20 protein-coding genes are annotated in these 25186 nt (G+C 60.4%); 12 read left to right on the plus strand and 8 right to left on the minus strand.

The genetic code is table 11. The features are described from left to right. Positions 1-4: 4 nt before the first annotated feature. The 5 genes from FQ192_RS16645 to FQ192_RS16665 all read right to left on the minus strand — a co-directional run bounded on the left by FQ192_RS16645 (position 5) and on the right by FQ192_RS16665 (position 7185). Entirely contained in the window at positions 5-1252 is a 1248-nt protein-coding gene (locus FQ192_RS16645) for an ABC transporter permease (protein WP_149659559.1), read from the minus strand. Between the two features lie 270 nt (positions 1253-1522). Continuing rightward, positions 1523-2566, minus strand: a complete 1044-nt coding sequence (locus FQ192_RS16650) for an ABC transporter substrate-binding protein (protein WP_149659560.1) — start codon at positions 2564-2566, stop codon at positions 1523-1525. Positions 2567-2615: 49 nt separating this feature from the next. Then, positions 2616-3740 (minus strand): ABC transporter ATP-binding protein, encoded by a 1125-nt coding sequence (locus FQ192_RS16655; RefSeq protein ID WP_149659561.1) that lies wholly within the window; start codon positions 3738-3740, stop codon positions 2616-2618. A gap of 394 nt (positions 3741-4134) precedes the next feature. Then, a complete protein-coding gene (locus FQ192_RS16660) occupies positions 4135-4764 on the minus strand; it encodes a response regulator transcription factor (protein WP_003210977.1) in 630 nt (209 codons plus the stop codon). A gap of 27 nt (positions 4765-4791) precedes the next feature. Continuing rightward, a complete protein-coding gene (locus FQ192_RS16665) occupies positions 4792-7185 on the minus strand; it encodes a PAS domain S-box protein (RefSeq protein ID WP_149659562.1) in 2394 nt (797 codons plus the stop codon). A gap of 73 nt (positions 7186-7258) precedes the next feature. On the opposite strand from FQ192_RS16665, the gene FQ192_RS16670 reads away from it, so the two are divergent. Continuing rightward, positions 7259-8251: an alpha/beta hydrolase family protein gene (locus FQ192_RS16670; RefSeq protein WP_149659563.1), complete on the plus strand. Its 993-nt coding sequence runs from the start codon at positions 7259-7261 to the stop codon at positions 8249-8251. 138 nt (positions 8252-8389) lie between these two features. Here the strand turns inward: FQ192_RS16670 and FQ192_RS16675 are convergent, their stop codons facing one another. The 3 genes from FQ192_RS16675 to FQ192_RS16685 are packed head-to-tail and all read right to left on the minus strand — an operon-like array spanning position 8390 to position 10846. Next, a complete protein-coding gene (locus tag FQ192_RS16675) occupies positions 8390-9157 on the minus strand; it encodes a TerB family tellurite resistance protein (RefSeq protein ID WP_149659564.1) in 768 nt (255 codons plus the stop codon). A gap of 1 nt (position 9158) precedes the next feature. Further along, positions 9159-9830: an N-acetylmuramate alpha-1-phosphate uridylyltransferase MurU gene (gene murU / locus FQ192_RS16680; protein WP_149659565.1), complete on the minus strand. Its 672-nt coding sequence runs from the start codon at positions 9828-9830 to the stop codon at positions 9159-9161. After that, positions 9827-10846, minus strand: a complete 1020-nt coding sequence (locus FQ192_RS16685) for an aminoglycoside phosphotransferase family protein (RefSeq protein WP_149659566.1) — start codon at positions 10844-10846, stop codon at positions 9827-9829. The genes murU and FQ192_RS16685 overlap by 4 nt, the downstream gene beginning before the upstream one ends. Positions 10847-10977: 131 nt before the next feature. Between FQ192_RS16685 and FQ192_RS16690 the strand changes: the two genes are divergently transcribed. From FQ192_RS16690 to FQ192_RS16740, 11 genes are all read left to right on the plus strand, one after another. After that, on the plus strand, positions 10978-13794 hold the full coding sequence (locus FQ192_RS16690) for an LPS-assembly protein LptD (RefSeq protein WP_149659567.1): 2817 nt from the start codon (positions 10978-10980) through the stop codon (positions 13792-13794). Then, the gene (gene surA, locus FQ192_RS16695) at positions 13769-15091 is read left to right on the plus strand and encodes a peptidylprolyl isomerase SurA (protein ID WP_178129144.1); all 1323 of its coding nucleotides are present in this window, start codon (positions 13769-13771) and stop codon (positions 15089-15091) included. The genes FQ192_RS16690 and surA overlap by 26 nt, the downstream gene beginning before the upstream one ends. Next, positions 15088-16077: a 4-hydroxythreonine-4-phosphate dehydrogenase PdxA gene (gene pdxA, locus FQ192_RS16700; protein WP_149659569.1), complete on the plus strand. Its 990-nt coding sequence runs from the start codon at positions 15088-15090 to the stop codon at positions 16075-16077. Before surA ends, pdxA begins: the two co-directional genes overlap by 4 nt. After that, on the plus strand, positions 16074-16892 hold the full coding sequence (gene rsmA / locus FQ192_RS16705) for a 16S rRNA (adenine(1518)-N(6)/adenine(1519)-N(6))-dimethyltransferase RsmA (RefSeq protein WP_149659570.1): 819 nt from the start codon (positions 16074-16076) through the stop codon (positions 16890-16892). The genes pdxA and rsmA overlap by 4 nt, the downstream gene beginning before the upstream one ends. A gap of 123 nt (positions 16893-17015) precedes the next feature. Further along, positions 17016-17396 (plus strand): Co2+/Mg2+ efflux protein ApaG, encoded by a 381-nt coding sequence (gene apaG / locus FQ192_RS16710; RefSeq protein ID WP_149659571.1) that lies wholly within the window; start codon positions 17016-17018, stop codon positions 17394-17396. Continuing rightward, a complete protein-coding gene (locus FQ192_RS16715) occupies positions 17396-18277 on the plus strand; it encodes a symmetrical bis(5'-nucleosyl)-tetraphosphatase (RefSeq protein ID WP_149659572.1) in 882 nt (293 codons plus the stop codon). Before apaG ends, FQ192_RS16715 begins: the two co-directional genes overlap by 1 nt. 33 nt (positions 18278-18310) lie before the next feature. Beyond that, complete coding sequence (gene glpE, locus FQ192_RS16720) at positions 18311-18640, plus strand: thiosulfate sulfurtransferase GlpE (RefSeq protein ID WP_149659573.1); 330 nt, start codon at positions 18311-18313, stop codon at positions 18638-18640. A gap of 296 nt (positions 18641-18936) precedes the next feature. Further along, on the plus strand, positions 18937-20859 hold the full coding sequence (locus FQ192_RS16725) for a PrkA family serine protein kinase (RefSeq protein WP_054044143.1): 1923 nt from the start codon (positions 18937-18939) through the stop codon (positions 20857-20859). Between the two features lie 118 nt (positions 20860-20977). Continuing rightward, a complete protein-coding gene (locus tag FQ192_RS16730; protein ID WP_054616829.1) occupies positions 20978-22249 on the plus strand; it encodes a YeaH/YhbH family protein in 1272 nt (423 codons plus the stop codon). Further along, entirely contained in the window at positions 22246-23808 is a 1563-nt protein-coding gene (locus FQ192_RS16735) for a SpoVR family protein (RefSeq protein ID WP_133835752.1), read from the plus strand. The genes FQ192_RS16730 and FQ192_RS16735 overlap by 4 nt, the downstream gene beginning before the upstream one ends. Positions 23809-23873: 65 nt before the next feature. Continuing rightward, entirely contained in the window at positions 23874-25103 is a 1230-nt protein-coding gene (locus FQ192_RS16740; RefSeq protein WP_149659574.1) for a multifunctional CCA addition/repair protein, read from the plus strand. Positions 25104-25186 lie beyond the last annotated feature (83 nt).

The raw sequence follows: 25186 nt of genomic DNA on the forward strand, positions 1-25186 counted from the left end.
CCCCTTAGCTCAGGCGCAGGCGACTGGCGCCCACCAGCCAGCTGTAAATCAGATAAAGCACCACGGTCGCCAACAGCAGCAGCCCACCGAGTGCGGTCGCCATGCCCCAGTTGATGCTGGTGTTGGTGTAGAAGGCGACGAAGTAACTGACCATCTGATCGTTCGGGCTGCCCAGCAACGCCGGAGTGATGTAGTAGCCGATGGCGAGGATGAACACCAACAGGCAACCGGCACCGATACCGGCATAGGTCTGCGGGAAGTACACCCGCCAGAAACTGGCGAACGGATGGCAGCCGAGGGAAATCGCCGCCCGCATGTAAGTCGGCGAGATGCCTTTCATTACGCTGTAGATCGGCAGAATCATGAACGGCAGCAGGATGTGCACCATGGAGATGTAGACCCCGGTGCGGTTGAACACCAGCTCCAGCGGCTTATCGATAATGCCCATGGCCATCAGGCCGCTGTTGATCAGCCCGCCGGATTGCAGCAAGACGATCCATGCGGCGACCCGCACCAGGATCGAGGTCCAGAACGGCAGCAGCACCAGAATCATCAACAGGTTACTTTGCCGCGATGGCAGGTTCGCCAGCAGGTAGGCCAACGGATAGGCCAGCAACAGGCAGATCACGGTGATGACCAGGCCCATCCAGAAGGTGCGGGCGAAGATGTCGAGGTAGATCGCCTGGTCCGGGGTGGCCGGGGCCACTTCGCCGAGGTCGTCGATCCGGTGATCCACCGCCGCCAGCAAGTAGTACGGGGTAATGCTGCTGGTGTTGCGGCGCACGGCCTGCCAATAGGCCGGATCGCCCCAGCGCTCGTCGAGCCCTTCCAGCGCTTCTTTATAAGAGGTCGGCTCGGTGGCGAACGGCAAGGCGCGGGCGGTTTTGGTCAGCAGGCTGCGGTAGCCGGCCAGTTCCATGTTCAAGCGCTTGGACAAGTCACCCAAGGTCTGGTTTTTGCGCGCTTCAGCGAGGTCTTCGCTGGCAGCCTTGTAAACCGGTTCAGCGGGCAGGCCACGGCCGTCCCAACTGGCGATAGCCGTCACGGTGCGCGGCATGCCGCCGACCACTTCCGGGTTACCGACACTTTTGTAGAGCAGCGCCACAATCGGCACCAGGAACACCAGCAGCAGAAACAGCACCAGCGGCGCAATCAAGGCCTGGGCCTTCCAGCGATTGATCCGCTCGGCGTGCTTGAGCCGCTGCTTCAAGGTGGGGTCAGTGCCCGCGTTCAGGGGAACGGCGATAGCCATGGCGTACTCCGGAAATCTTTGATCGTTACAGAGGCAGACAGGCCACCTCTGTTCTTCTTATCGATACATCACCCCTGTAGGAGCGAGGCTTGCCCGCGAAGGCGGTGTGTCAGTCAGCATTAATGTTGAATGTGCCGACGTCTTCGCGGGCAAGCCTCGCTTCTACAGGGTACTGAACGTTCCCACGCTCTGCGTCACAGAGACGCGGAGCGTCCCGGGCGGCATTCCCACGCAGAGCGTGGGAACGATCAATAAGCCCACGAGGTGGGCTTATTTCGCAGCCCAGGAATTGAAGCGCTGTTCCAGTTGCTCGCCGTTGTCAGCCCAGAAGCTGACGTCGATCTGCACCTGGTTGGCGATGTTTTCCGGGGTGGTCGGCATGTCTTTCAACACGTCCTTGGCCAGCAACGGAACGGCTTGAATGTTGGCCGGGCCGTAAGCGATGTTTTCCGAGTACGTCTTCTGCTGCTGCGGGGCCACCGAGTACGCGATGAATTTCTTCGCCGCTTCGGCACGGGTTTTATCCAGGCCTTTTGGAATCGCCCACGCGTCGAAGTCGTAGATCCCGCCGTTCCACACCACTTTCAGGTTGCTTTCTTTCTGCACGGCGGCGATCCGACCGTTGTAGGCCGAGCTCATGACCACGTCACCGGAGGCGAGGTATTGCGGCGGTTGCGCGCCGGCTTCCCACCACTGGATGCTTGGCTTGAGTTCATCGAGTTTCTTGAACGCGCGGTCCTGGCCATCCTTGCCGGCCAGCACTTTGTAGACGTCTTTCGGCGCCACGCCGTCGGCCATCAGAGCGAATTCCAGGGTGTACTTGGCGCCTTTACGCAGACCACGCTTGCCCGGGAATTTCTTGGTGTCCCAGAAATCCACCCAGCTAGTCGGTGCGGAAGCCAATTTGTCGGCGTTGTAGGCCAACACGGTCGACCACACGAAGAAGCCCACGCCGCACGGCTGGATCGCGCCTTTGACGTAGTCTTCAGTCTTGCCGAACAACTTCGGATCGAGCTGTTCGAACATGTCTTCGTCGCAACCACGGGACAGTTCTGGCGATTCAACTTCTACCAGGTCCCAGGACACGCTCTTGGTGTCGACCATGGCTTTGACCTTGGCCATCTCGCCGTTGTATTCGCCGGCGACGATCTTGCCGTTGCCCGCCGCTTCCCACGGTGCGTAGAACGCCTTGGTTTGCGCGGCCTTGTTCGCCCCGCCAAAGGACACCACGGTCAGGTCCGGGCCCGCAGCCATCGCGTGTGCCGCACCGATCATGCCCATGACCAAAGCGGTGAATTTCAGGGATCTCAACATTTATTGTTCTCTCCACGTGCAGGGTTGGTGTTGGTATTGCGGGGGGCGATCAATGCGCCTCTAAAAGAGGATCGAGCGCGCGAACGTGCTCGACCTGCCAGCCAAGCGGTACCACATCGCCAACCGCCAGCTCGGGATCGAGCTCGGCAATCGGCTGTTTCACGAAGAAGTCGGTCTTGCCGCAGACTTCCAGGCGCACCCGGACGTGGTCGCCCAGATAGATGAATTCCGCCACCCTCCCTGAGAAGCGGTTGACGCAGGACTCGCTCGAACCATTGAGGCTCACGCGTTCCGGGCGAATCGACAGGGTGACGGGCTCGCCGGTCTGGCCGACGTTGACCGCCAGGGCTTCAACTTTTTCACCACGGCCCAGTTCAACGATGCAGCGGTCGCCGGTGTGGCTGTGCAGGCGGCCGTTGAGGCGGTTGTTCTCGCCGATGAAATTGGCGACGAAAGTGTTTTTCGGTTCTTCGTAGAGCGTGCGCGGCGGCGCGATCTGTTGGATTTCGCCCTGATGGAACACCGCCACACGATCGGACATGGTCAGGGCTTCACCCTGGTCGTGGGTCACGTAGACCACGGTCACGCCGAGGCGCTGGTGCAGGTGTTTGATTTCCATCTGCATGTGTTCGCGCAGCTGTTTATCCAGCGCGCCGAGGGGTTCGTCCATCAGCACCAGTTGCGGTTCGAACACCAGGGCACGGGCCAGGGCCACACGTTGTTGCTGACCACCGGACAATTGCGCCGGGTAACGCTGGGCGAACGCATCGAGCTGGACCATGCTCAGGACTTTCTTGACCTTGTCGCTGACGTCGCTCTTGTTCAAGCCGCGCACGGTCAGCGGGAAGGCGAGGTTCTCGGACACGGTCATGTGTGGGAACAACGCGTAGTTCTGGAACACCATGCCGATGTCGCGTTTGTGCGGCGGCACGTTGTTGATGGAACGCCCGGCCAGCAGGATTTCCCCGGCGGTCGGGGTTTCGAAACCGGCGAGCATCATCAGGCTGGTGGTCTTGCCGGAGCCGGACGGCCCGAGCAAGGTGAGGAATTCGCCTTTGCGAATGTCCAGGTTGAGGTCTTTGACGATCAGGTTCTCGCCGTCGTAGCTTTTCTGCACTCCACGAAAGCTGACCAGAATGTCATTGGCCCCTGCGCTTGAATCGACCTGGCTCATACCCACACCTTTGTTATTGATGACTGCTTGTGGACTAAGCCTAGTGGACGCTGGGGACCGCGCAAATCGGGGCGCAGGAGAGAATCGCCTCAGCAGGATGGAAGGTTGGGGGTAGGGATTGCCCTACAAGGATGGCGCGTTTTGGCAAACGCAGCGGCAGGCGGTCAGCTGCAAGCAGCAAGAACAGGCAAAAGCAGGTTTACGGGGTGTCGCAAATGGACATGCCACCGAGATCCCCGTGGGCGCGGGCTTGCTCGCGAAAGTGGTGTGTCAGGCAATATTGATACGACTGACACGCCCCCTTTTAGGAGCGAGGCTTGCCCGCGAAGCTTTTAGCGTCAGTGAGGACGCCTTCGCGGGCAAGCCTTGCTCCTACAGGGTTCGTGGCGGTTTTTTAGAGGAGTTTATGTTCCATCGCGTACTTCACCAGTTCCGCCAGGGAGGTGATGTTGAGCTTTTGCATCAGCCGCGCCTTGTGGGTGCTGATGGTTTTGCTGCTCAGGGCCAGTTGCTGAGCGATGTCGTTGACGTTGGCGCCTTGGGCCAGGCGTTCGAACACCGAGAATTCGCGTTCCGACAATAAAGAGTGCAACGGCCGGGAGTCGGTCAGACCGACCTCGAAGACCATGCGGTCGGCCAGGTCCGGGTCAATGTAACGCCCGCCCGCCGCGACTTTGCGGATCGCGGTCAGCAGCAGCGCCGGATCGCTGTCCTTGGTCGCATAACCAGCGGCGCCGACCTTCAACGCCCGGGCGGCCATTTGCGCTTCGTCGTGCATCGACAGCACCAGGATCGCCGGCGGGTTGTTCAGCGCGCGGATCCGTGGAATCGCCTCCAGGCCATTGACCCCGGGCATGGAGATGTCCAGCAACACCACTTCGCAGGGCACGTGACGCAGGGTTTCGAGCAACTGCTCGCCGTTGCTCGCCTCCCCCACCACCAGCAAATCCTTGGCCAGGCCGATCAATTGCTTGATGCCTTCACGGACGATGGTGTGGTCTTCGGCTACCAGTACACGGATCACTAGCCTCTCCTCATTAAATGCGATCTTTCAGCGATCCAAAGGCACCCGCACACTTAGCGTCGTGCCCTCCCCCGGCTCACTTTCAAGCGACAACTGCCCGCCCATGATCAACACCCGCTCGCGCATACCCACGACACCAAAGGATGTTGACCGGCCAGTAGCGGGAACAAATCCTACGCCATCATCGCTGACGGTCAGGCACAACTCGTCGCCTTCCAGCGCCAATGTCAGTTCGACAGTATGCGCCTGGGCATGGCGCATGACATTGGTCAGCGCTTCCTGAAGGATGCGGAACAGGCCAATCGCCTTGGCATCGCTGAGCAGCGGCAGGTTCTCCGGCACCTGCACCAGGCACGGGATCTGCGTACGCGCCTCGAAACGCCGGGCCTGCCACTCGATGGCCGAGGCGATCCCCGCATCGAGAATCGGTGGCCGCAGCGCCGTGGCCACATCCCGCACCAGTTGGAATAACTGAGCAATCAACCGCTTCATGCTGTTCAAGCGTTCCTGCAACCCAGGATCGAGCTGGGCGTACGCCAATTCACACATGGAGGTTTCAAGTTTCAACACGGTCAGCATCTGCCCCAGCTCATCGTGCACTTCCCGGGCAATGCGGGCCTTTTCCTCTTCCCGCACGCTTTCCAGGTGCGCCGACAACTCCCGCAGTTGCGCCCGGGAGCTGGCCAGTTCCAGTTCGATGCGCTTGCTTTCGCTGATGTCCCAGACGATCCCGTCCCACACATACGCGCCATCTTCCAGCCGCCGGGTGATGGCCTTGATCTCGGCCCAGCGCTGCTCGCCAGAACGCGTGAGGATTCGGCCCTGCCACGACCAGTCGCTGTCGGTATCCAGCGCATGATCCTGGGTCTGGTGATAACTGGCCTTGTCGTCCGGGTGCACCAGGCTGCGCAGACCTTTGTCCCGGTGGGCCAGGGTCGCCGGCGAATAACCAACCAGGCTCTCGCTGCCTTCACTGATGTAGGCAAAGTCGATCTGCCCGGTCACCGGTGCCCGCTCCAGGCGAAAGACCAATCCCGGCACGTTGGCGGCGATTCCTTGCAACCGCGCCTCGCTTTCCTGCAACGCGGCCAGGGCACGCCGGCGTTCGGTGACGTCATTCAGGTACACCACCAAATATTCGCCATCGCGAAACCGCAGGAAGCTCAACGAAACATCCGCCGGCAAAACGCTGCCGTCGGCGCGAACGCAATTGGTTTCGAAACTTTGCGGCCCTTCTTCGCTGGCGCGGGCGCGTTTCCACAGGTTCAGCCAGCGGTCCATGTGCAGCCCGGGCTCGAAGTCGATCAACGGCCGGTCAATGATCCCGCCAGATGGATAGCCGAGCATGGCTTCGGCGGCGCGGTTGGCGTAACGCACATGGCTGTCCCAGTTGACCCAGAGGATGCCGACGGTGCTTTGATCGATGGAAAACTGGGTCAGGCGCAGGGCTTCCTCACTGGCCTGGCGCAGGGCGATGTCTTGCCGCGCCGCCAGCAGCCGTTGCTCCAGGCTGTGTTGCTGGCGCCGCTGCCAGAACACGATGGCCATGCTGCTCAGCAGCAACACCGCCAACAACAGGCACAGGTTCTGCCAGAACCCCGGCGACTCGGACAGCCGCGGGTATTTGGGTTGCAGCCATTGGTTGTGCAGTTGTTCCAGGTCCTTGGCCGGGATCGCCCGCAACGCGCTTTCGACGATGCCGGCCAGCTCCGGCCAGTCCCGGCGCGTGGCCACCCGCAGCAATTGCGGCAGGCCGATATCACCGACCACCACCAGTCCGGCGAATTCAGGTTCGGCGGACAAACGCCCCAACTGTGCTTCATCAACCACCGCGTAACCGGCCTGCTGACTCAACAGCAACTGCAACGCCTGACGCTCGATCGGCACGCCTTGCAGGTTCAGGTGGGGGAAGTTACTGCGCAGGTAATCGGCGGTGACGCTGGGCATGCGCACGGCGACGCGGGTCTGGCTGTCGAGTTTTTCCAGCTCCACCACACCGGCACCCTTCTGGTCGCTGACCACCAGTTGCGGCACGCGCATGTACGGGTCGGAAAATTGCCAGAGCTTGAGCCCGCCGGGAGTTTGGGTCAGCCCCGGGGCGATATCGACTTCGCCCTCGCGCACGGCTTGTTCCAGCTGTTCGACGTCGGGGAAGTTACGCCAGCTCAACTCGATCTTGAGCGACTTGGCCAACCACTTCATCAACTCGACATTGACCCCGGACAAGCGCTGCAAGCGTCGATCGTATTGCGCATACGGCGCCTGCAACACCACGCCGACGCGCAATTCGCCATGCTCGGCCAGCCACTGCTGCTGGGCCGTCGACAACTGTGCAACGTGCGCAGGAGGCGCGGGCGCCGCCCAACTCATCAAGGGAAACCACAAACAGCCGATAACCCACAGGCAGCGAAAATGCTTCATTGAAGTCTCACACACTGACAAATACTGACCAACCCATTAGGCTGCCGGAATAACTTCTGGCCTGGAATATCCGATGCCCCCTGTCTACCGCCTGGCACTGCCAGCATTGTGCCTGTCGCTGATCCTGCCTTGCGCCTTCTCCGTCGAGGCCGCCGACCCGGCTCCCGCCACGGAAAAACCTGCCGACGCAAAACCGGCCGAGCGCCAGCCGCTGCTTGAGCGTAGTCAGGAAGAAGCGACCGCACTTGAGCGCACCGTGCCGGCCCAGGAACAGCAACAACTCCAGGCCGGGGCCGATACGTTTCTCGCTTTGTGGAAGCCGGCCAACACCGCCGAACCCAAAGGCGCGGTGATTATCATCCCTGGTGCCGGCGAGACCGTTGACTGGCCGCAAGCAATCAGCCCTTTGCGCAACAAACTGCCAGACGCCGAGTGGAGCAGCCTGAGTATCACCTTGCCGGACCTGCAAAGCGATGCCATTGCGCCACGTGTCGCCGAAGTCCCGCCGACGATCAAAGCCCCTGAGACGGGCAGCAAAGACTCGACCACCGCGACGCCCATCGAGCAGGCGGCCAGCGGTGAAGCGGACGTCGCTGATAAAGCGGTCGTGGAAACCACCGAAGAACAGTCCAAAGCCGACGCCGAGCGCATCTTCGCCCGCATCGACGCCGCCATCGCCTTTGCCGAACAGCAAAGTGCGCGCCGCATCGTGGTGCTGGGGCATGGCACCGGCGCTTATTGGGCCGCGCGCTACCTCAGCGAGAAGCAGCCTTCGCAAGTGGAGAAATTCGTGATGGTCGCGGCGCAGACGCCGGCGGCCAGTAAACCGGAACTGGTAGAACTGACGCCAACCCTCAAGCTGCCGACTGCCGATCTCTTCTATATGGACAGGCCACTGGATCGCAATGCAGCACTCGCGCGCCTGCAAGCCAGTAAACGCCTGAAAACGTCTGCCTTCAGCCAGGTGTCGCTCAAGGCGTTGCCGGGCAATACCAAGGCTGAGCAGGAGCAATTGTTTCGCCGGGTGCGCGGGTGGTTGAATCCGCAGCCGGTGGCGGAGCCATAGACCGCGTCGCCCCCGTTCGCGGGCAAGCCTCGCGCCTACAAAGGGTATGTCGTTCCCATTTCCGGCGTACGACACAAACCCTGTAGAAGCGAGGCTTGCCCGCGAAGGCGGCATCACTGACAACACAACTATGTGCTGCTAGCGAAAATCCCGCCGCGCCTTGATCAACGTATAGGCGTTATGCAATTCCCGCGTCTTGTCCGTCGCCTCGCGCACCTGCAACGCCGTCGCCCCCGAACCGGCGATCTTGTCCGGATGATGACGACTGAGCAGGCGCCGATAGGCCCGTTTGATCTGTTCCGGCTCGCTGGTCGCCGATACCCCCAACAGCCGCATGGCGTCCTGATACGTCACGGCGCTGCTGACTTGCGGGCGTTTCTGTGGTTCATAGTCGTGCGCCAACGCCAGCACCTGCTGCGGCGTCCAGCCCAACCATTTACCCCATTGCGCCAGCAGTTCACGCTCACTGCTGCCCGCGCGACCATCGGCCCAGACCATCCGCCAACACGCGCGCAGCACGCCTTCGGCCGCATGGGGCTGGGCACTCAAGCGTCGCAGATAGCCACGCAACCGGTCGTGCCCGTTTTTGCCGCGATTGAACGCGGCAATCGCACGCCGCTGCGCCGACTCGGTCATGTCCAGCGAACGCATCTCCTGACGCGCCTGCTGAATATGACCATCCACCACCCGTCCATCACACTTGGCCAACCGGCCCAGCAACACGAACAACAGTTCATCGTTGCGAAGCGCCGGCCGACCGCCGAGTTTTTCCCGCAAATGCGCCCAGCTCTGCAAGTGCAAGCGCCGGTCCAGCGCCTGTCCCAACAAGGCGCCGAGCATGGCCCCCGGAATGCTGGCTATGGCAAAGCCCGCTCCGGCTCCGATTAGAGTCCCTGGCCACAACATGTCAGCGGCTCGCTTCTATCAGGGATTCGGCTTCGGCCAGGCGTTCGTATGTGCCGACATCTACCCAATGCCCAGACAGTCGCTCACCGGAGACTTGCCCCGCAGCCATGGCTTGGCGAAACAGCGGTGCGAGCTTGAATGCGCCGGCCGAGCAGCCTTCGAACAGCTTTGGGTGCAGCACCGCGATGCCGCTGTAGGTCAGGGTATCGGCATCCGGTTGCCCGTCGCGCACCTGGCCATCGACCAGAACGAAATCCCCGGCCGGGTGATGGGCCGGGTTGTCCGCCAGTACCAGATGAGCCAACCCGGCAATGGGTTGGCGTAGCGCGCTGAAGTCGTAATCGGTCCAGATGTCGCCGTTGACCACCACAAACGCTTCGTCACCCAGCAACGGCAAGGCACGGAAAATCCCGCCACCGGTTTCCAGCGGTTCGCCTTCGGGCGAGTATTGGATGCCGACGCCGTAACGGGAACCGTCGCCCAGATAGTCTTCGATCTGCTGACCGAGCCAGGCGTGGTTGATCACGATCTCGGTAAAACCGGCAGCCGCCAGGGCGTGCAGATGATATTCGATCAACGGCACGCCGCCGGCACGCACCAGCGGTTTGGGGGTGGTCAGGGTCAGCGGGCGCATGCGTTCGCCTTTGCCCGCCGCCAGAATCATTGCCTTCATGCCGGGGCTCCAGCACGCAGGCTGGCCAGCAGCACATCCAGCTCCGCCAATTCGGGACGACGGGCGATCACCGCGTCTATATAAGCAAAGAAGCGTGGCACGTCGGCGAGGTAGCGCGGCTTGCCGTCGCGGTGGCAGATGCGCGCGAAGATGCCGATCACTTTCAGATGACGCTGCACGCCCATCAGGTCGCTGGCACGGTGGAACTCTTCGAAGTCAGGCTGCACCGGAATGCCCAGCGCACCCGCCTGTTGCCAGTAATCCTGCAACCAGGCGTACACCCGCTCTTCAGGCCAGCTGAGGAACGCGTCCTTGAACAGGCACGTCACGTCGTAGGTCACCGGGCCGTAGACCGCGTCCTGGAAATCCAGCACACCGGGATTCGGCTCGCTGAGCATCAGGTTGCGCGGCATGTAGTCGCGGTGCACCAACACGGTCGGCTGGGCCAGGGCGCTGTCGATCAACAGATCGCTGGCCTGTTGCCAGAGCATTTGCTGGGCGGCGTCAAACTCGATGCCCAGTTCGTGCTTGACGTACCACTCGGGGAACAGCTCCAGCTCGCGACGCAGCAGGGCCACGTCGTAACTTGGCAGCGGCGCCACCATCGGTAATTGCTGAAAAGCCAGCAACGCCTGCAGGGCATCCTTGAACAAATCGTCGGCATTTTCGCTGTCGATCACGTCCAGATACGTCTTGCTGCCCAGGTCATTGAGCAAAAGAAATCCGCGCTCGAGGTCCTCGGCATAAATTTTCGGCACATTTATTCCGGATTTCGCCAGCAGAAAAGCCATATCCACGAAGGGTTTGCAGTTTTCCTGGGGCGGCGGGGCGTCCATCACGATGAAACTTTTGCCCTCGCCTTCCCAGCGGAAATAGCGCCGGAAACTCGCGTCGCTACTGGCCGCGGTCAACGTGGCCGGGGGCACGGCGCCCCAGCCTTGCTCGGCAAAGAGGGTCGCCAACTGTTCGTCGAGCCAAACTTTCAGGTGTTGCAAGCGTACATCTTGGTCAGGCATTACAAGGGTCTCCGACGGCGCTAGCCGTCAAGCGGGTCATGCTTTATTATCCAGCATCTTTTTCAGACCATCGAGAGGCGTGCGGCCCACCACCGCGGGCAGATGGCACGCAGGAAGCCCGGACTAATAAGATGGCATTGAAATCCCCCGCGTTTCGTAAAAAATTTCCGTTGTTGGTTACCGGCAGTCTGCTGGCCCTGCAACCCCTAGCCACTTCCTACGTGGTCGCCGCGGAACAGTATGACTGCTCAGTCTCTGCTTCGGGTGCCTGGGACTGTGCGCCCAAGTCGCCGGCAGCTGCCTTGCCGCCGCGACCCGTCCATGACGGCAGCGCAACAGCCACCGCGAACGGCGAAGCTCCAGCCCAGAACGGCTCCAGCGAAGACACCGGCGCCAAGCCTGTACTCGTTACCGAGTCCAAGGGCCGTGGCCTGAAGTCCCGTAGCGCAGACTACAGTCACCTCGACTGGGTTCCGCGCGAGAAGCTCACTGCTGCGCAGTTGGCCGAAACCGGTCCTTACTGCTCTGGTTCCTATATCGAACCGATTCGTCCTGGCATGAATGACAAGACGAATAAAAGTGACGCTCCGACCTTTATCGGCGCGAAAGCTTCGCGCTATAACACCGAAGATCAGGTCGGCACGCTGGCCGGTGACGTGGTATTGCGTCAGGGCAGCATGCAGGCCGAGGCCGATGAGGCCAGTCTGTACCAGGCCGAGAGCCGTGGCGAACTGAGCGGTAACGTCCGCATTCGCGACAATGGCGCACTGCTCGTGGGCGACCACGCCGACGTGCAGCTTGACACCGGTGAAGCCAAGGTCGACAACGCCGAATACGTGATGCACAAGTCCCGTATCCGCGGTAACGCGCTGTACGCCAAACGTGCCGAGAACGCGATCATCCGCCTCAAGGATGGTACGTACACCACGTGCGAACCGAACAGCAACGCCTGGCAGCTCAAGGGCAACAACATTACCTTGAACCCGGCCACCGGCTTCGGTACCGCGACGAACGTGACGCTGCGGGTCAAGGACATTCCGGTCCTGTACACGCCGTACATCTACTTCCCGATCGACGACCGTCGCCAATCCGGTTTCCTGCCGCCGACCATCGGCACCGGCAGCGATACCGGCTTCATGCTGGTCACGCCGTACTACTTCAACCTGGCACCGAACTACGACGCCACGTTGTACCCGCGCTACATGAGCAAGCACGGCATGTTGGTGGAAGGCGAGTTCCGTTACCTGACCAAGTCCAGCGAAGGTCAGTTCGGTGCTGCGTACCTCAACGACGAGGACACCGATCGCAGCAAGCAGACCGATTACCAGAAAAACCGCTACATGTATAACTGGCAGCATAAAGGTGGCCTCGACTCGCGCGTCTACACACAAGTCGATTACACCAAGATCAGCGATCCGTATTACTTCCAGGATCTGCAGACTGACCAGATTGGTGTGAAAAGCGAAGACTATGTCACCCAGCAGGGTGCCGTCGTATACCGTGGCGATAACTACGCCGCGACGCTCAGCGCCACGGCCTATCAGTTGGCGACGGTCTCGGCCATCACGCCATACGACCGCTTGCCGCAAATCACCTTCAATGGTGCGCTGCCGCAACATCCGGGCGGGTTGGATTTCTCGTATAACACTGAAATCGTGCGGTTTGATCGCGACCTGGAAAACGGCAACTTCACCGATGAAGACGGCAATGTCAGTCCGCGACTGGACAGGAACGTTGCTGGCCTGGCGCGCGCCAATGGCGATCGTCTAAACCTGGCCCCGACTGTCAGCCTGCCTCTGAACTGGTCATATGGTTTCCTGAAACCATCGCTCAAGTACCAATACACCCAGTATCAACTGGACCTGGACAGCATCGGCAAAAACCAGATCGTGGCACAGGATCAAGCCGCTGCCGCAGCCGGGACAGACAATGTCAATGGTCACTTCGGCTCCAACCAGAATCGTGGCGTACCCATTGCCAGTATCGACAGCGGACTGTACTTCGACCGAAATACCACATGGTTCGGCAAGAACTACCGCCAAACCCTGGAACCGCGCCTGTTTTACCTCTATGTACCTGAGGAGAACCAGGAAGACATCCCAGTGTTCGACACTGGCGAATACACCTTCAACTACGCGTCACTGTTCCGCGACAATCGCTTCTCCGGTACCGACCGTGTCGGCGACGAGAACAAACTGTCCCTGGGCGTGACGAACCGCTGGATCGAAGAAGACGGTTTCGAGCGTCAACGCATCAGCGTTGGCCAGGCCCTGTACTTCAAGGACCGCGAAGTCCAGTTGCCAGGTATCGACGCGAAAACCCGCGACGACGCGCATGCCAACGTTTCGCCGTACGCACTGGAATACGAATACCGCTGGAACCGCGATTGGCGCACCACGGCCGACTACAACTGGGACCCGGACAGCCGCAGCCCGCGTTCGGGTAGCGCAATGTTCCACTACCAGCCTGAAGACAACCCGAACAAGGTTATCAACGCCGGTTATCGCTATCGCAACGACCAGGTTCGTTACGACCAGAACACCGGTAAATGGACCGTGGGCGGCGGCAACTATGGCGTCGAAGGCCAACCAGGCTTCGTGAAGGACTACTACAAGATTCAACAGCACGACTTCTCGGTGATCTGGCCGATCGTGCCGCAATGGAACGCCATCAGCCGCTGGCAGTATGACTACAACCGCAACCGTACCCTGGAAGCCTTCGGTGGTTTCGAGTACGACAACTGCTGCTGGAAACTGCGCCTGATCAACCGTTACTGGGTTTCCTATGACGAGTTCAGTCAAGAAGCCCCGCAAAACGAAAAAGGCGACCATGGCGTCTTCCTCCAAATTGTTCTGAAGGGACTCGGCGGCCTCACTGGCGCCAAGGTAGAGAGCTTCCTCGACAAAGGCATTCAAGGTTATCGTGAACGTGAAGACCAAGCTTTCTGATTGTCTGCGCCCGCTAGTGCTGGGCGCGTTGTTCCTGGGTACCGCGGCTAACGCCGCGGTACAGTCCATCGATAAAGTGGTGGCCATCGTCGACAACGACGTGGTCATGCAGAGCCAACTGGACCAGCGGGTCCACGAAGTTCAGCAAACCATCGCCAAACGCGGTACTGCCGTGCCGCCGGCCAGCGTGCTGGATCAGCAGGTACTGGAACGCCTGATCGTCGAAAACCTGCAATTGCAGATCGGCGAACGTTCAGGCATCCGTATTACCGATGAAGAACTGAACCAGGCCGTCGGCACCATTGCACAGCGCAATAACATGTCGATCGATCAATTCCGTGCTGCCTTGGCTCACGACGGTCTGTCTTATGACGACGCCCGTGACCAGATCCGCCGCGAAATGATCATCAGCCGTGTGCGCCAACGCCGTGTGGCCGAGCGCATCCAGGTGTCCGAACAGGAAGTGAAGAACTTCCTGGCATCCGACCTGGGCAAAATGCAGCTGTCCGAAGAATTCCGTCTGGCCAACATCCTGATTCCTACGCCGGAAAGTGCCAACTCCGATGCGATCCAGGCTGCGGCCAAACAAGCGGACGCGGTGTACCAGCAACTCAAGCAAGGCGCTGACTTCGGTCAGTTGGCAATCGCCAAATCCGCCAGCGAAACCGCGCTGGAAGGCGGCGACATGGGCTTCCGCAAAGCGGCTCAATTGCCACCTCCGTTCGATCGCATGCTGAGCACCATGGCAGTCGGCGACATCACCCAGCCAATGCGCACCCCGGGCGGCTTCATCATCCTGAAGATCCTCGACAAGCGTGGCGGCGCGACTCAGGTGCGTGACGAAGTGCACGTGCGTCATATCCTGGTCAAACCTAGCCCGATCCGCGACGAAGCAAAAACCAAGGCGTTGGCCGAGTCGCTCTACACCCGTATCGAAGCGGGCGAAGATTTCGGCGAACTGGCGAAAAGCTTCTCGGAAGATCCGGGTTCTGCCCTCAACGGTGGCGACCTGAACTGGATCGACCCGAACTCACTGGTACCTGAGTTCCGCGAAGTGATGGCCAAGACCCCGCAAGGTCAGCTGTCCAAGCCATTCCAGACCCAATACGGCTGGCACGTTCTGGAAGTCCTTGGCCGTCGCGCCACCGACAGCACCACCCAGGCCCGTGAGCAGCAAGCGATGACTGTACTGCGTAACCGCAAATACGACGAAGAGCTGCAAACCTGGCTGCGTCAGATCCGTGACGAAGCGTATGTAGAGATCAAACTCCCTGGTGCAGACCAGGCAGCGCAGTGAAACCGAAGCGTTTCGCGCTGACACCCGGCGAGCCGGCCGGCATAGGTCCCGACCTGTGCCTGCTGCTCGCCTCGCAAGCCCAGCCACATCCCCTGGTTGCCATTACCAGCCGCGACCTGCTCATCGAGCGGGCCGCGCAACTGGGCGTGGTCGTCGACCTGCTGCCGGTCACCCCGGATCACTGGCCGGACGCTCCTGCACCGGCCAACAGCCTGTATGTCTGGGATACGCCGCTCAGTGCACCGGTTACCGCCGGGCAACTGGACAAGGCCAACGCGGCGTTCGTCCTGGAAACCCTGACCCGTGCGGGCCAAGGCTGCATGGACGGGCATTTCGCCGGGATGATCACCGCGCCGGTGCACAAGGGCGTGATCAATGAATCCGGAATCGCTTTTTCCGGACACACGGAATTCCTCGCCGACCTGACCCATACCGCCCAAGTGGTGATGATGCTCGCGACGCGCGGATTGCGCGTGGCACTGGTCACCACTCACCTGCCCCTGCGCGAGATTGCCGATGCAATCACCCCGGAGCGCCTGGAGCGGGTCACACGAATCCTGTACGCCGACCTGCAAGAAAAATTCGGCATTGCCCAGCCTCGTATCCTGGTTTGTGGGCTCAACCCCCACGCCGGTGAAGGCGGACACCTGGGCCATGAAGAAATCGACATCATCGAACCTACATTAGAGCGCCTGCGCGGCGAGGGCATGGACCTTCGCGGTCCCCTGCCCGCCGACACTCTGTTTACCCCCAAATATCTGGAGCACTGCGACGCAGTGCTGGCGATGTACCACGACCAGGGCCTGCCGGTGCTGAAGTACAAAGGCTTCGGCGCGGCAGTCAACGTGACCCTCGGCTTGCCGATCATCCGCACATCGGTGGACCACGGCACTGCCCTGGACTTGGCCGGTAGCGGCAACATCGACACCGGCAGCCTGCAAGTCGCCCTGGAAACCGCCTACCAGATGGCCGAGACCCGTTTATGACCGAGCATTACCAACACAAGGCGCGCAAACGCTTTGGCCAGAACTTCCTGCACGATGCCGGCGTTATCGACCGTATCCTGCGCGCCATCCGCGCCAAACCCGAAGACCGCCTGCTGGAAATCGGCCCGGGCCAGGGTGCACTGACCCAGGGCCTGCTCAACAGCGGCGCGCAACTGGACGTGGTGGAGCTGGACAAGGACCTGATCCCGATCCTCAACCAGCAGTTTGCCGACAAGAGCAACTTCAACCTGCACCAGGGCGATGCGCTGAAGTTCGACTTCAATAGCCTGAATGCCGCGCCGAACAGCCTGCGGGTGGTCGGCAACCTGCCGTACAACATCTCCACACCGCTGATTTTCCACCTGCTGAACAACGCCGGCATCATTCGCGACATGCACTTCATGCTGCAAAAAGAAGTGGTCGAGCGTCTGGCGGCAGGTCCAGGCGGTGGCGACTGGGGTCGCCTGTCGATCATGGTTCAGTACCATTGCCGGGTCGAACACCTGTTCAACGTCGGCCCGGGCGCGTTCAATCCGCCGCCGAAAGTCGATTCGGCCATCGTGCGCCTGGTGCCCCACGACGTGCTGCCGCACCCGGCCAAGGATCACAAGCTGCTGGAGCGCGTCGTTCGCGAAGCCTTCAACCAGCGCCGCAAAACCCTGCGCAACACCCTCAAGCTGCTGCTGAGCAACGACGAGATCGAAGCCGCCGGCGTCGATGGCAGCCTGCGTCCCGAGCAACTCGACCTGGCCGCTTTCGTGCGCCTGGCCGACAAGCTCAGCGAACAAGTCCTGCAGGCTCCTGTTGCCGACTGACAAGCGATGAGCGTTATCGGGTAGGACGCCAGACGCGATGTCTGGTTTACTACCCGATACTTGGCCTAGACTGAATCCCATCAGCTACGCCCCGCGTCCCGCTCCGTTTTTAAGGCCTCTTGCATGTCCGATCCTCGTTATCAGGTCGACGTCAGCGTCGTCACCCGCTATCTGGCAGAACAATCGCAACCCGAGCACAACCGCTTTGCCTTCGCCTACACCATCACCGTGCACAACAATGGCGAGCTACCGGCCAAACTGTTGTCGCGGCACTGGGTGATCACCGACGGTGACGGGCATGTGGAAGAGGTTCGCGGTGCGGGCGTCGTGGGTTTGCAGCCGCTGATCCAGGCCGGCGAAAACCACACCTACAGCAGCGGCACAGTGATGACCACCAAGGTCGGCACCATGCAAGGCACGTATCAGATGATTGCCGACGACGGTAAACACTTCGACGCCGTGATCTCGCCTTTCCGCCTGGCGGTGCCCGGAGCCCTGCACTGATGGCAACGTACGCCGTCGGCGACCTGCAAGGCTGCCTCGAACCGCTGCAATGCCTGCTCAAGCAAGTAGCCTTCGACCCTGCCCGGGACACACTGTGGCTGGTGGGCGACCTGGTCAACCGTGGCCCGCAGTCCCTGGAAACCTTGCGCTTCCTCTATAGCCTGCGCGAATCGCTGGTGTGCGTGCTTGGCAACCACGACTTGCACTTGCTGGCCGCCGGGCACAACATCGAACGCCTGAAGAAAAACGACACCCTGCGCGAGATCCTCGAAGCGCCGGATCGCGCGGAACTGCTGGAGTGGCTGCGTCAGCAAAAACTCATGCACTACGACGAACAGCGCGACATCGCCCTGGTTCATGCCGGCATACCACCCCAGTGGTCGCTGCGCAAAGCCTTGAAGTACGCCGGCGAAGTCGAAGCCGCCCTGCGCGACGACAACCTGCTCCCGCCTTATCTGGATGGCATGTACGGCAATGAGCCGGCCAAATGGAACAGCGACCTCACCGGCGTGGAACGCTTGCGGGTGATCACCAACTATTTCACCCGCATGCGCTTCTGCACCAGCGAGGGCAAGCTTGACCTCAAGGGCAAGGAAGGCGCCGACACCGCGCCACCGGGTTACGCCCCGTGGTTCAAGTACAAGGAGCGCAAGACCAAGGGCCTGAAGATCATCTTCGGTCATTGGGCAGCCCTTGAAGGCAAATGCGACGAGCCGGGCATCTTCGCCCTCGACACCGGTTGCGTCTGGGGCGGCGCCATGACCCTGATGAACGTCGACACCCTCGAGCGCCTGAGCTGCAAATGCGACGAACAGGGCCACAGCAAGCCGTCAGTCGCCCCACCTATTCCCGATCAAACGTCAGCCAGCGCCCAGCGCTAGACTGCGCTTTCCGCCGAGCCACAGGAGCCCGCCATGAGCGAATTCAAACGTATCCCCCCAGAACAGGCCCAGGCCCTGCGCGAACAAGGCGCAGTGGTGGTCGATGTCCGTGATCCGCAAACTTATGCCGCGCTGCACATCGCCGGCTCGAAGCATCTGGACAACGTTTCCATCTCGGATTTCATCCGCGCCGCCGACCTCGATGCGCCGACCGTAGTGGTCTGCTATCACGGCAATTCCAGCCAGAGCGCCGCCGCCTACCTGATCAGCCAGGGCTTCTCCGACGTCTACAGCATGGATGGCGGTTTTGAGCTGTGGCGCACGACTTATCCCTCGGAAACGGCGCAAGGCACTTCCGAATAATTTTTTTGTAACGTGCAAGCCCCGGCCCCCGTGGGCTCGCGCGGTGGCAGACGAACGGTCTGCCACAACTAATTACGTATCTCGCCTTTACCTCCCGAATAAGCAACTATCCTTAAGCGCAGGCCATCCAAAACAGGGGAGAGCCGGTACACCGGCGCGCGGGTCATCGGGAGTAGCTTTCGGGGGAGTCCGCTCCGAAAGAGTTCTGGGGGGTAAACAGCGACTGCATATCCAGTGGCTGCCAGCATCGACTGAATGATCCGGCGTCGGCTCCACGTATCGAGCGAGGTGACGTCATGAGTATCTTTAGCCACTTCCAACAACGCTTCGAGTCCACACGCCAGGAAGAACTCTCGCTGCAAGAGTACCTGGAGCTCTGCAAGAAGGACCGCAGCGCCTACGTTTCCGCCGCCGAGCGCCTGCTGCTGGCCATCGGTGAACCGGAGCTGCTCGACACCTCGGCCAACTCGAGACTGTCGCGAATCTTCTCCAACAAGGTGATCCGCCGCTATCCGGCCTTTGAAGACTTCCACGGGATGGAAGAATGCATCGACCAGATCGTGTCGTATTTCCGCCATGCCGCCCAGGGCCTTGAGGAGAAGAAACAAATCCTCTACCTGCTCGGCCCCGTCGGTGGCGGTAAATCGTCCCTGGCCGAAAAGCTCAAACAGCTGATCGAGAAAGTGCCCTTCTACGCGATCAAGGGCTCTCCGGTATTCGAATCGCCCCTGGGTCTGTTCAACGCCACTGAAGATGGCGCGATCCTCGAGGAAGATTTCGGCATTCCACGGCGCTACGTGAATACCATCATGTCGCCCTGGGCGACCAAACGCCTGGCCGAATTCGGCGGCGACATCAGCCAGTTCCGGGTGGTGAAACTCTATCCGTCGATCCTCAACCAGATCGCCGTGGCCAAGACCGAGCCTGGGGATGAGAACAACCAGGACATCTCGGCGCTGGTGGGCAAGGTCGATATCCGCAAACTGGAAGAATTCCCGCAAAACGACGCCGACGCTTACAGCTACTCGGGCGCGCTATGCCGGGCCAACCAAGGCCTGATGGAATTCGTCGAAATGTTCAAGGCGCCGATCAAGGTGCTGCACCCATTGCTGACGGCCACCCAGGAAGGTAACTACAACAGTACCGAAGGCCTGGGCGCGATTCCGTTCACCGGGATCCTGTTGGCTCACTCCAACGAATCGGAGTGGCACACCTTCCGCAACAACAAGAACAACGAAGCCTTCATCGACCGGATCTACATCGTCAAAGTGCCGTACTGCCTGCGGGTCAGCGACGAAGTGAAGATCTACGACAAGCTGCTGTTCAACAGTTCGCTGGCCAAGGCCCATTGCGCCCCCGACACCCTGAAAATGCTCGCCCAGTTCACCGTGCTCTCGCGTCTCAAGGAGCCGGAAAACTCGAACATCTACTCCAAGATGCGCGTGTATGACGGCGAGAACCTCAAGGACACCGACCCGAAAGCCAAGTCGATCCAGGAATACCGCGACAACGCCGGTGTAGATGAAGGCATGAACGGCCTGTCGACCCGGTTCGCGTTCAAGATCCTGTCGAAAGTCTTCAACTTCGACCCGCACGAAATCGCCGCCAACCCGGTGCACCTGCTCTACGTGCTGGAACAACAGATCGAACAGGAACAATTCCAGGCCGAGACCCGCGAACGCTATCTGCGCTTCCTCAAGGAATACCTGGCGCCGCGTTATATCGAATTCATCGGCAAGGAGATCCAAACCGCCTACCTCGAGTCTTACAGCGAGTACGGGCAGAACATCTTCGATCGCTACGTGCTATACGCCGACTTCTGGATCCAGGACCAGGAATACCGCGACCCGGAAACCGGCGAAATCCTCAACCGCGTGGCACTGAACGAAGAACTGGAGAAAATCGAAAAACCGGCCGGCATCAGCAATCCGAAGGATTTCCGCAACGAAATCGTCAACTTCGTGCTGCGCGCCCGGGCCAACAACAACGGCAAGAACCCAACCTGGCTCAGCTACGAAAAACTGCGGGTGGTCATCGAGAAGAAAATGTTCTCCAACACCGAGGACCTGCTGCCGGTCATCAGCTTCAATGCCAAGGCCAGCAAAGAGGACCAGCAGAAGCACAACGACTTTGTCACAAGGATGGTGGAGCGCGGCTACACCGACAAACAGGTACGGCTTCTTTCAGAATGGTACCTACGGGTCCGGAAGTCTCAGTGACGCAGCGGCAAGCTCCAAGCTGCAAGCGACAAGTGAGAAGCGCATAAGCCCTGATATCCGGGCAACTGCTTCTTCTTGCAGCTTGCAGCTCACAACTTGAAGCTGCCCGGAGGGCCCTATGAGCTATGTGATCGACCGACGTCTCAATGGCAAGAACAAGAGCACGGTGAACCGCCAGCGGTTTCTGCGGCGTTACCGTGATCACATCAAAAAGGCCGTCGAAGAGGCGGTCAGCCGGCGTTCCATTACCGATATGGAACATGGCGAACAGATCAGCATTCCCGGCCGCGACATCGACGAGCCGGTGCTTCACCACGGCCGCGGTGGCAAGCAGACCGTCGTGCACCCCGGCAACAAGGAATTCACCAGCGGCGAACACATCGCCCGGCCACCCGGCGGTGGCGGCGGCAGAGGTCCCGGCAAGGCCGGCAACTCTGGCGAAGGGATGGATGAGTTCGTCTTTCAGATCACCCAGGAGGAATTTCTCGAATTCATGTTCGAGGACCTCGAGCTGCCGAACCTGGTCAAACGCAACCTGACCGGCACCGACACCTTCAAGACCGTGCGCGCCGGCATCAGCAACGAGGGCAACCCGTCACGGATCAACATCATCCGCACCCTGCGCTCAGCCCATGCCCGACGCATCGCCCTGTCCGGCAGCAGCCGTGCGCGACTGCGGGACGCCAAAGAGGAACTGGCCAGACTCAAGCGGGAAGAACCGGACAACTTCGGCGACATCCAGGAAATCGAGGCGGAAATCGAGAAACTCAGCGCGCGGATTCACCGGGTGCCGTTCCTCGACACATTCGACCTCAAGTACAACTTGCTGATCAAGCAGCCCAACCCCAGCTCCAAAGCGGTGATGTTCTGCCTGATGGACGTGTCCGGCTCGATGACCCAGGCGACCAAGGACATCGCCAAGCGCTTCTTCATCCTGCTGTACCTGTTTCTCAAGCGTAACTACGACAAGATCGACGTCGTGTTCATCCGCCACCACACCAGCGCCCGGGAAGTGGACGAGGAAGAGTTCTTCTACTCGCGGGAAACCGGCGGCACCATCGTTTCCAGCGCCTTGAAACTGATGCAGGAGATCATGGCCGAGCGTTATCCGAGCAACGAGTGGAACATCTACGCCGCCCAGGCTTCAGACGGCGACAACTGGAACGACGACTCGCCGATCTGCCGTGACATCCTGATCAACCAGATCATGCCGTTTGTGCAGTACTACACTTACGTGGAGATCACTCCGCGCGAACACCAGGCCCTGTGGTTCGAATACGAACGCATCGCCGAAGCCTTCTCTGACACTTTTGCCCAGCAGCAACTGGTCTCGGCCGGGGATATCTACCCGGTCTTCCGTGAACTCTTCCAGCGCAGGTTAGTGACATGACCGCCAAAGAGCAGAAGCGCCAACCCATTTCCACCGGCTCCGAATGGACATTCGAGCTGATCCAGGCGTACGACAAGGAAATCAGTCGCCTGGCGGCCCGTTATGCCCTGGACACCTACCCCAACCAGATCGAAGTGATCACCGCCGAGCAGATGATGGACGCCTACGCGTCTGTCGGCATGCCGCTGGGCTATCACCATTGGTCCTACGGCAAGCACTTCCTCAGCACCGAAAAATCCTACACCCGTGGGCAGATGGGCCTGGCCTACGAGATCGTGATCAACTCCGACCCGTGCATCGCCTACCTGATGGAAGAAAACACCATCTGCATGCAGGCGCTGGTGGTGGCTCACGCGTGCTATGGCCACAACAGCTTCTTCAAGGGCAATTACCTGTTCCGCACCTGGACCGACGCCAGTTCGATCATTGATTACCTGGTGTTTGCCAAGCAGTACATCATGCAATGCGAAGAGCGCCACGGCATCGACGCGGTGGAAGACTTGCTCGATTCCTGCCACGCCCTGATGAACTACGGCGTTGACCGTTACAAACGTCCCTACCCGATTTCCGCCGAAGAAGAACGCCGGCGGCAGAAGGATCGCGAAGAGCATCTGCAGAAACAGATCAACGACCTGTGGCGCACCATTCCCAAAGGCGCGGACAAGTACAGCGACAAGGACAACGCACGCTTCCCCGCCGAACCTCAGGAAAACATCCTGTACTTCATCGAAAAACATGCGCCGCTGCTGGAACCGTGGCAGCGGGAAATCGTGCGGATCGTGCGCAAGATTGCCCAGTATTTCTATCCACAGCGCCAGACCCAGGTGATGAACGAAGGCTGGGCGACGTTCTGGCACTACACGCTGATGAATGACCTGTACGACGAAGGCCTGGTCACCGACGGCTTCATGATGGAATTCCTGACGTCCCACACCAGCGTGGTGATGCAGCCGGGTTTCGACAGTCCCTACTACAACGGCATCAACCCCTACGCTTTGGGCTTCGCCATGTACCGGGACATTCGGCGCATGTGTGAACACCCTACCGAGGAGGACTACCGCTGGTTCCCGGAAATCGCCGGCACCGATTGGTTGTCGAGCATCAAGTTCGCCATGAGCAGCTTCAAGGATGAGAGTTTCATCCTGCAATATTTGTCACCCCAGGTGATCCGCGACCTGAAGCTGTTCAGCATTCTCGATGACGACCAGAAGGATGATCTGCTGGTCCCGGCCATTCACGATGAACCCGGCTACCGGACCATCCGTGAAACCCTGGCCGCCCAGTACAACCTGGGCAATCGCGAGCCCAACGTGCAGATCTACAGCATCGATCGGCGTGGCGACCGCTCCCTGACCTTGCGTCACCAGCAACACGACCGCAAGCCACTGGGCGAGTCCACCGAGGAAGTGCTCAAGCACCTGCATCGGCTGTGGGGCTTCGACATTCACCTCGAAACCCTGCAAGGCGACCAAGTGATGAAAGTCCATCATGTTCCACCCAGAAGCGAGCACGCCGAAGGGGATTACGGTCGGCTCGACCTGGCTGTCATTCACCTGTGATTTTTGGTTTCTGCCTCCGGAAGTTCGACGCAACGGTTATTCTGTCGAGCTAACGGAGGTTTTTTATGCAGATCTATAAAGTTGGCGGCGCCGTACGCGATCGCCTGCTGGGCATACCGGTCACTGACGTCGACCGGGTTGTGGTCGGCGCGACCACCGAAGAAATGCTCGCCAAGGGTTTTCGCCCGGTGGGTGCGGACTTCCCGGTGTTTCTTCACCCCAAGACCGGCGAGGAATACGCCCTCGCCCGCACCGAGCGCAAAAGTGGACGTGGTTATGGCGGTTTCACTTTTCACGCCAGCCCCGAAGTCACCCTCGAAGAAGACCTGATTCGCCGCGACCTGACGATCAACGCCATGGCCGAAGACGATCAGCACAACCTGACTGATCCTTACCATGGCCAGCGCGATCTTGAAGCCCGTGTTCTGCGCCACGTTTCCCCCGCGTTCGCCGAAGATCCGCTCCGTGTCCTGCGCGTTGCCCGCTTTGCCGCGCGCTATGCCGGACTGGGTTTCACCGTGGCCCCCGAGACACTGGAGTTGATGCGTCAACTGAGCGATTCAGGCGAACTCGAAGCCTTGACCGCAGAGCGCAGCTGGAAGGAAATCTCCCGCGCCCTGATGGAAGATCAGCCACAGGTGTTCATCGAAGTACTGCGGGCGTGTGGCGCGCTCAAGGTGCTGATACCGGAAGTCGACGCGCTGTTCGGCGTGCCGCAACCGGAAGCCCATCACCCGGAAATCGACACCGGCGTGCACACCTTGGGCGTGCTGGAGCAAGCGGCGCTGCACAAACAACCACTGACGGTACGCTGGGCTTGCCTGCTGCATGATTTGGGTAAAGGCCTGACCCCGAAAGAGGAATGGCCTCGGCATATCGCCCACGAGCACACGGGCCTGAAGCTGATAAAAGCGGTGAACGAACGGTTCAAGGCGCCGAAAGACTGTCAGGAACTGGCGCTGCTGGTGGGCCAATACCACACCCATGGGCATCGGGCCCTGGAGCTGAAGCCATCGACCTTGCTGGAGTTGCTGCAAAGCTTCGACGTCTACCGGCGGCCGCAGCGGTTTGAGGAATTTATTGCGGCGTGCGAGATGGATGCTCGCGGACGTAAAGGCCTGGAGCAGAGAAGTTATCCACAGGCGGATTATCTGCGCGGGGCGGCGATTGCAGCGCGGGGCGTTGCGGTTCAGCCCTTGCTGGAGAAAGGATTCAAGGGGCCGGAGCTGGGTGAGGCGATCAAACGGGAACGGCTTAAGGCGTTGAAGGCCTACAAAGAGGCGGCGTCGGCCTGAAAAGCTTCGCGGGCAAGCCTCGCTCCTACAGGACTTGTGCAAACCCTTGTAGGAGCAAGGCTTGCCCGCGAAGGCGTCATCCG

This window comes from Pseudomonas sp. ANT_J12, assembly GCF_008370045.1.
In the GTDB taxonomy this organism is placed as follows: Bacteria; Pseudomonadota; Gammaproteobacteria; order Pseudomonadales; family Pseudomonadaceae; genus Aquipseudomonas.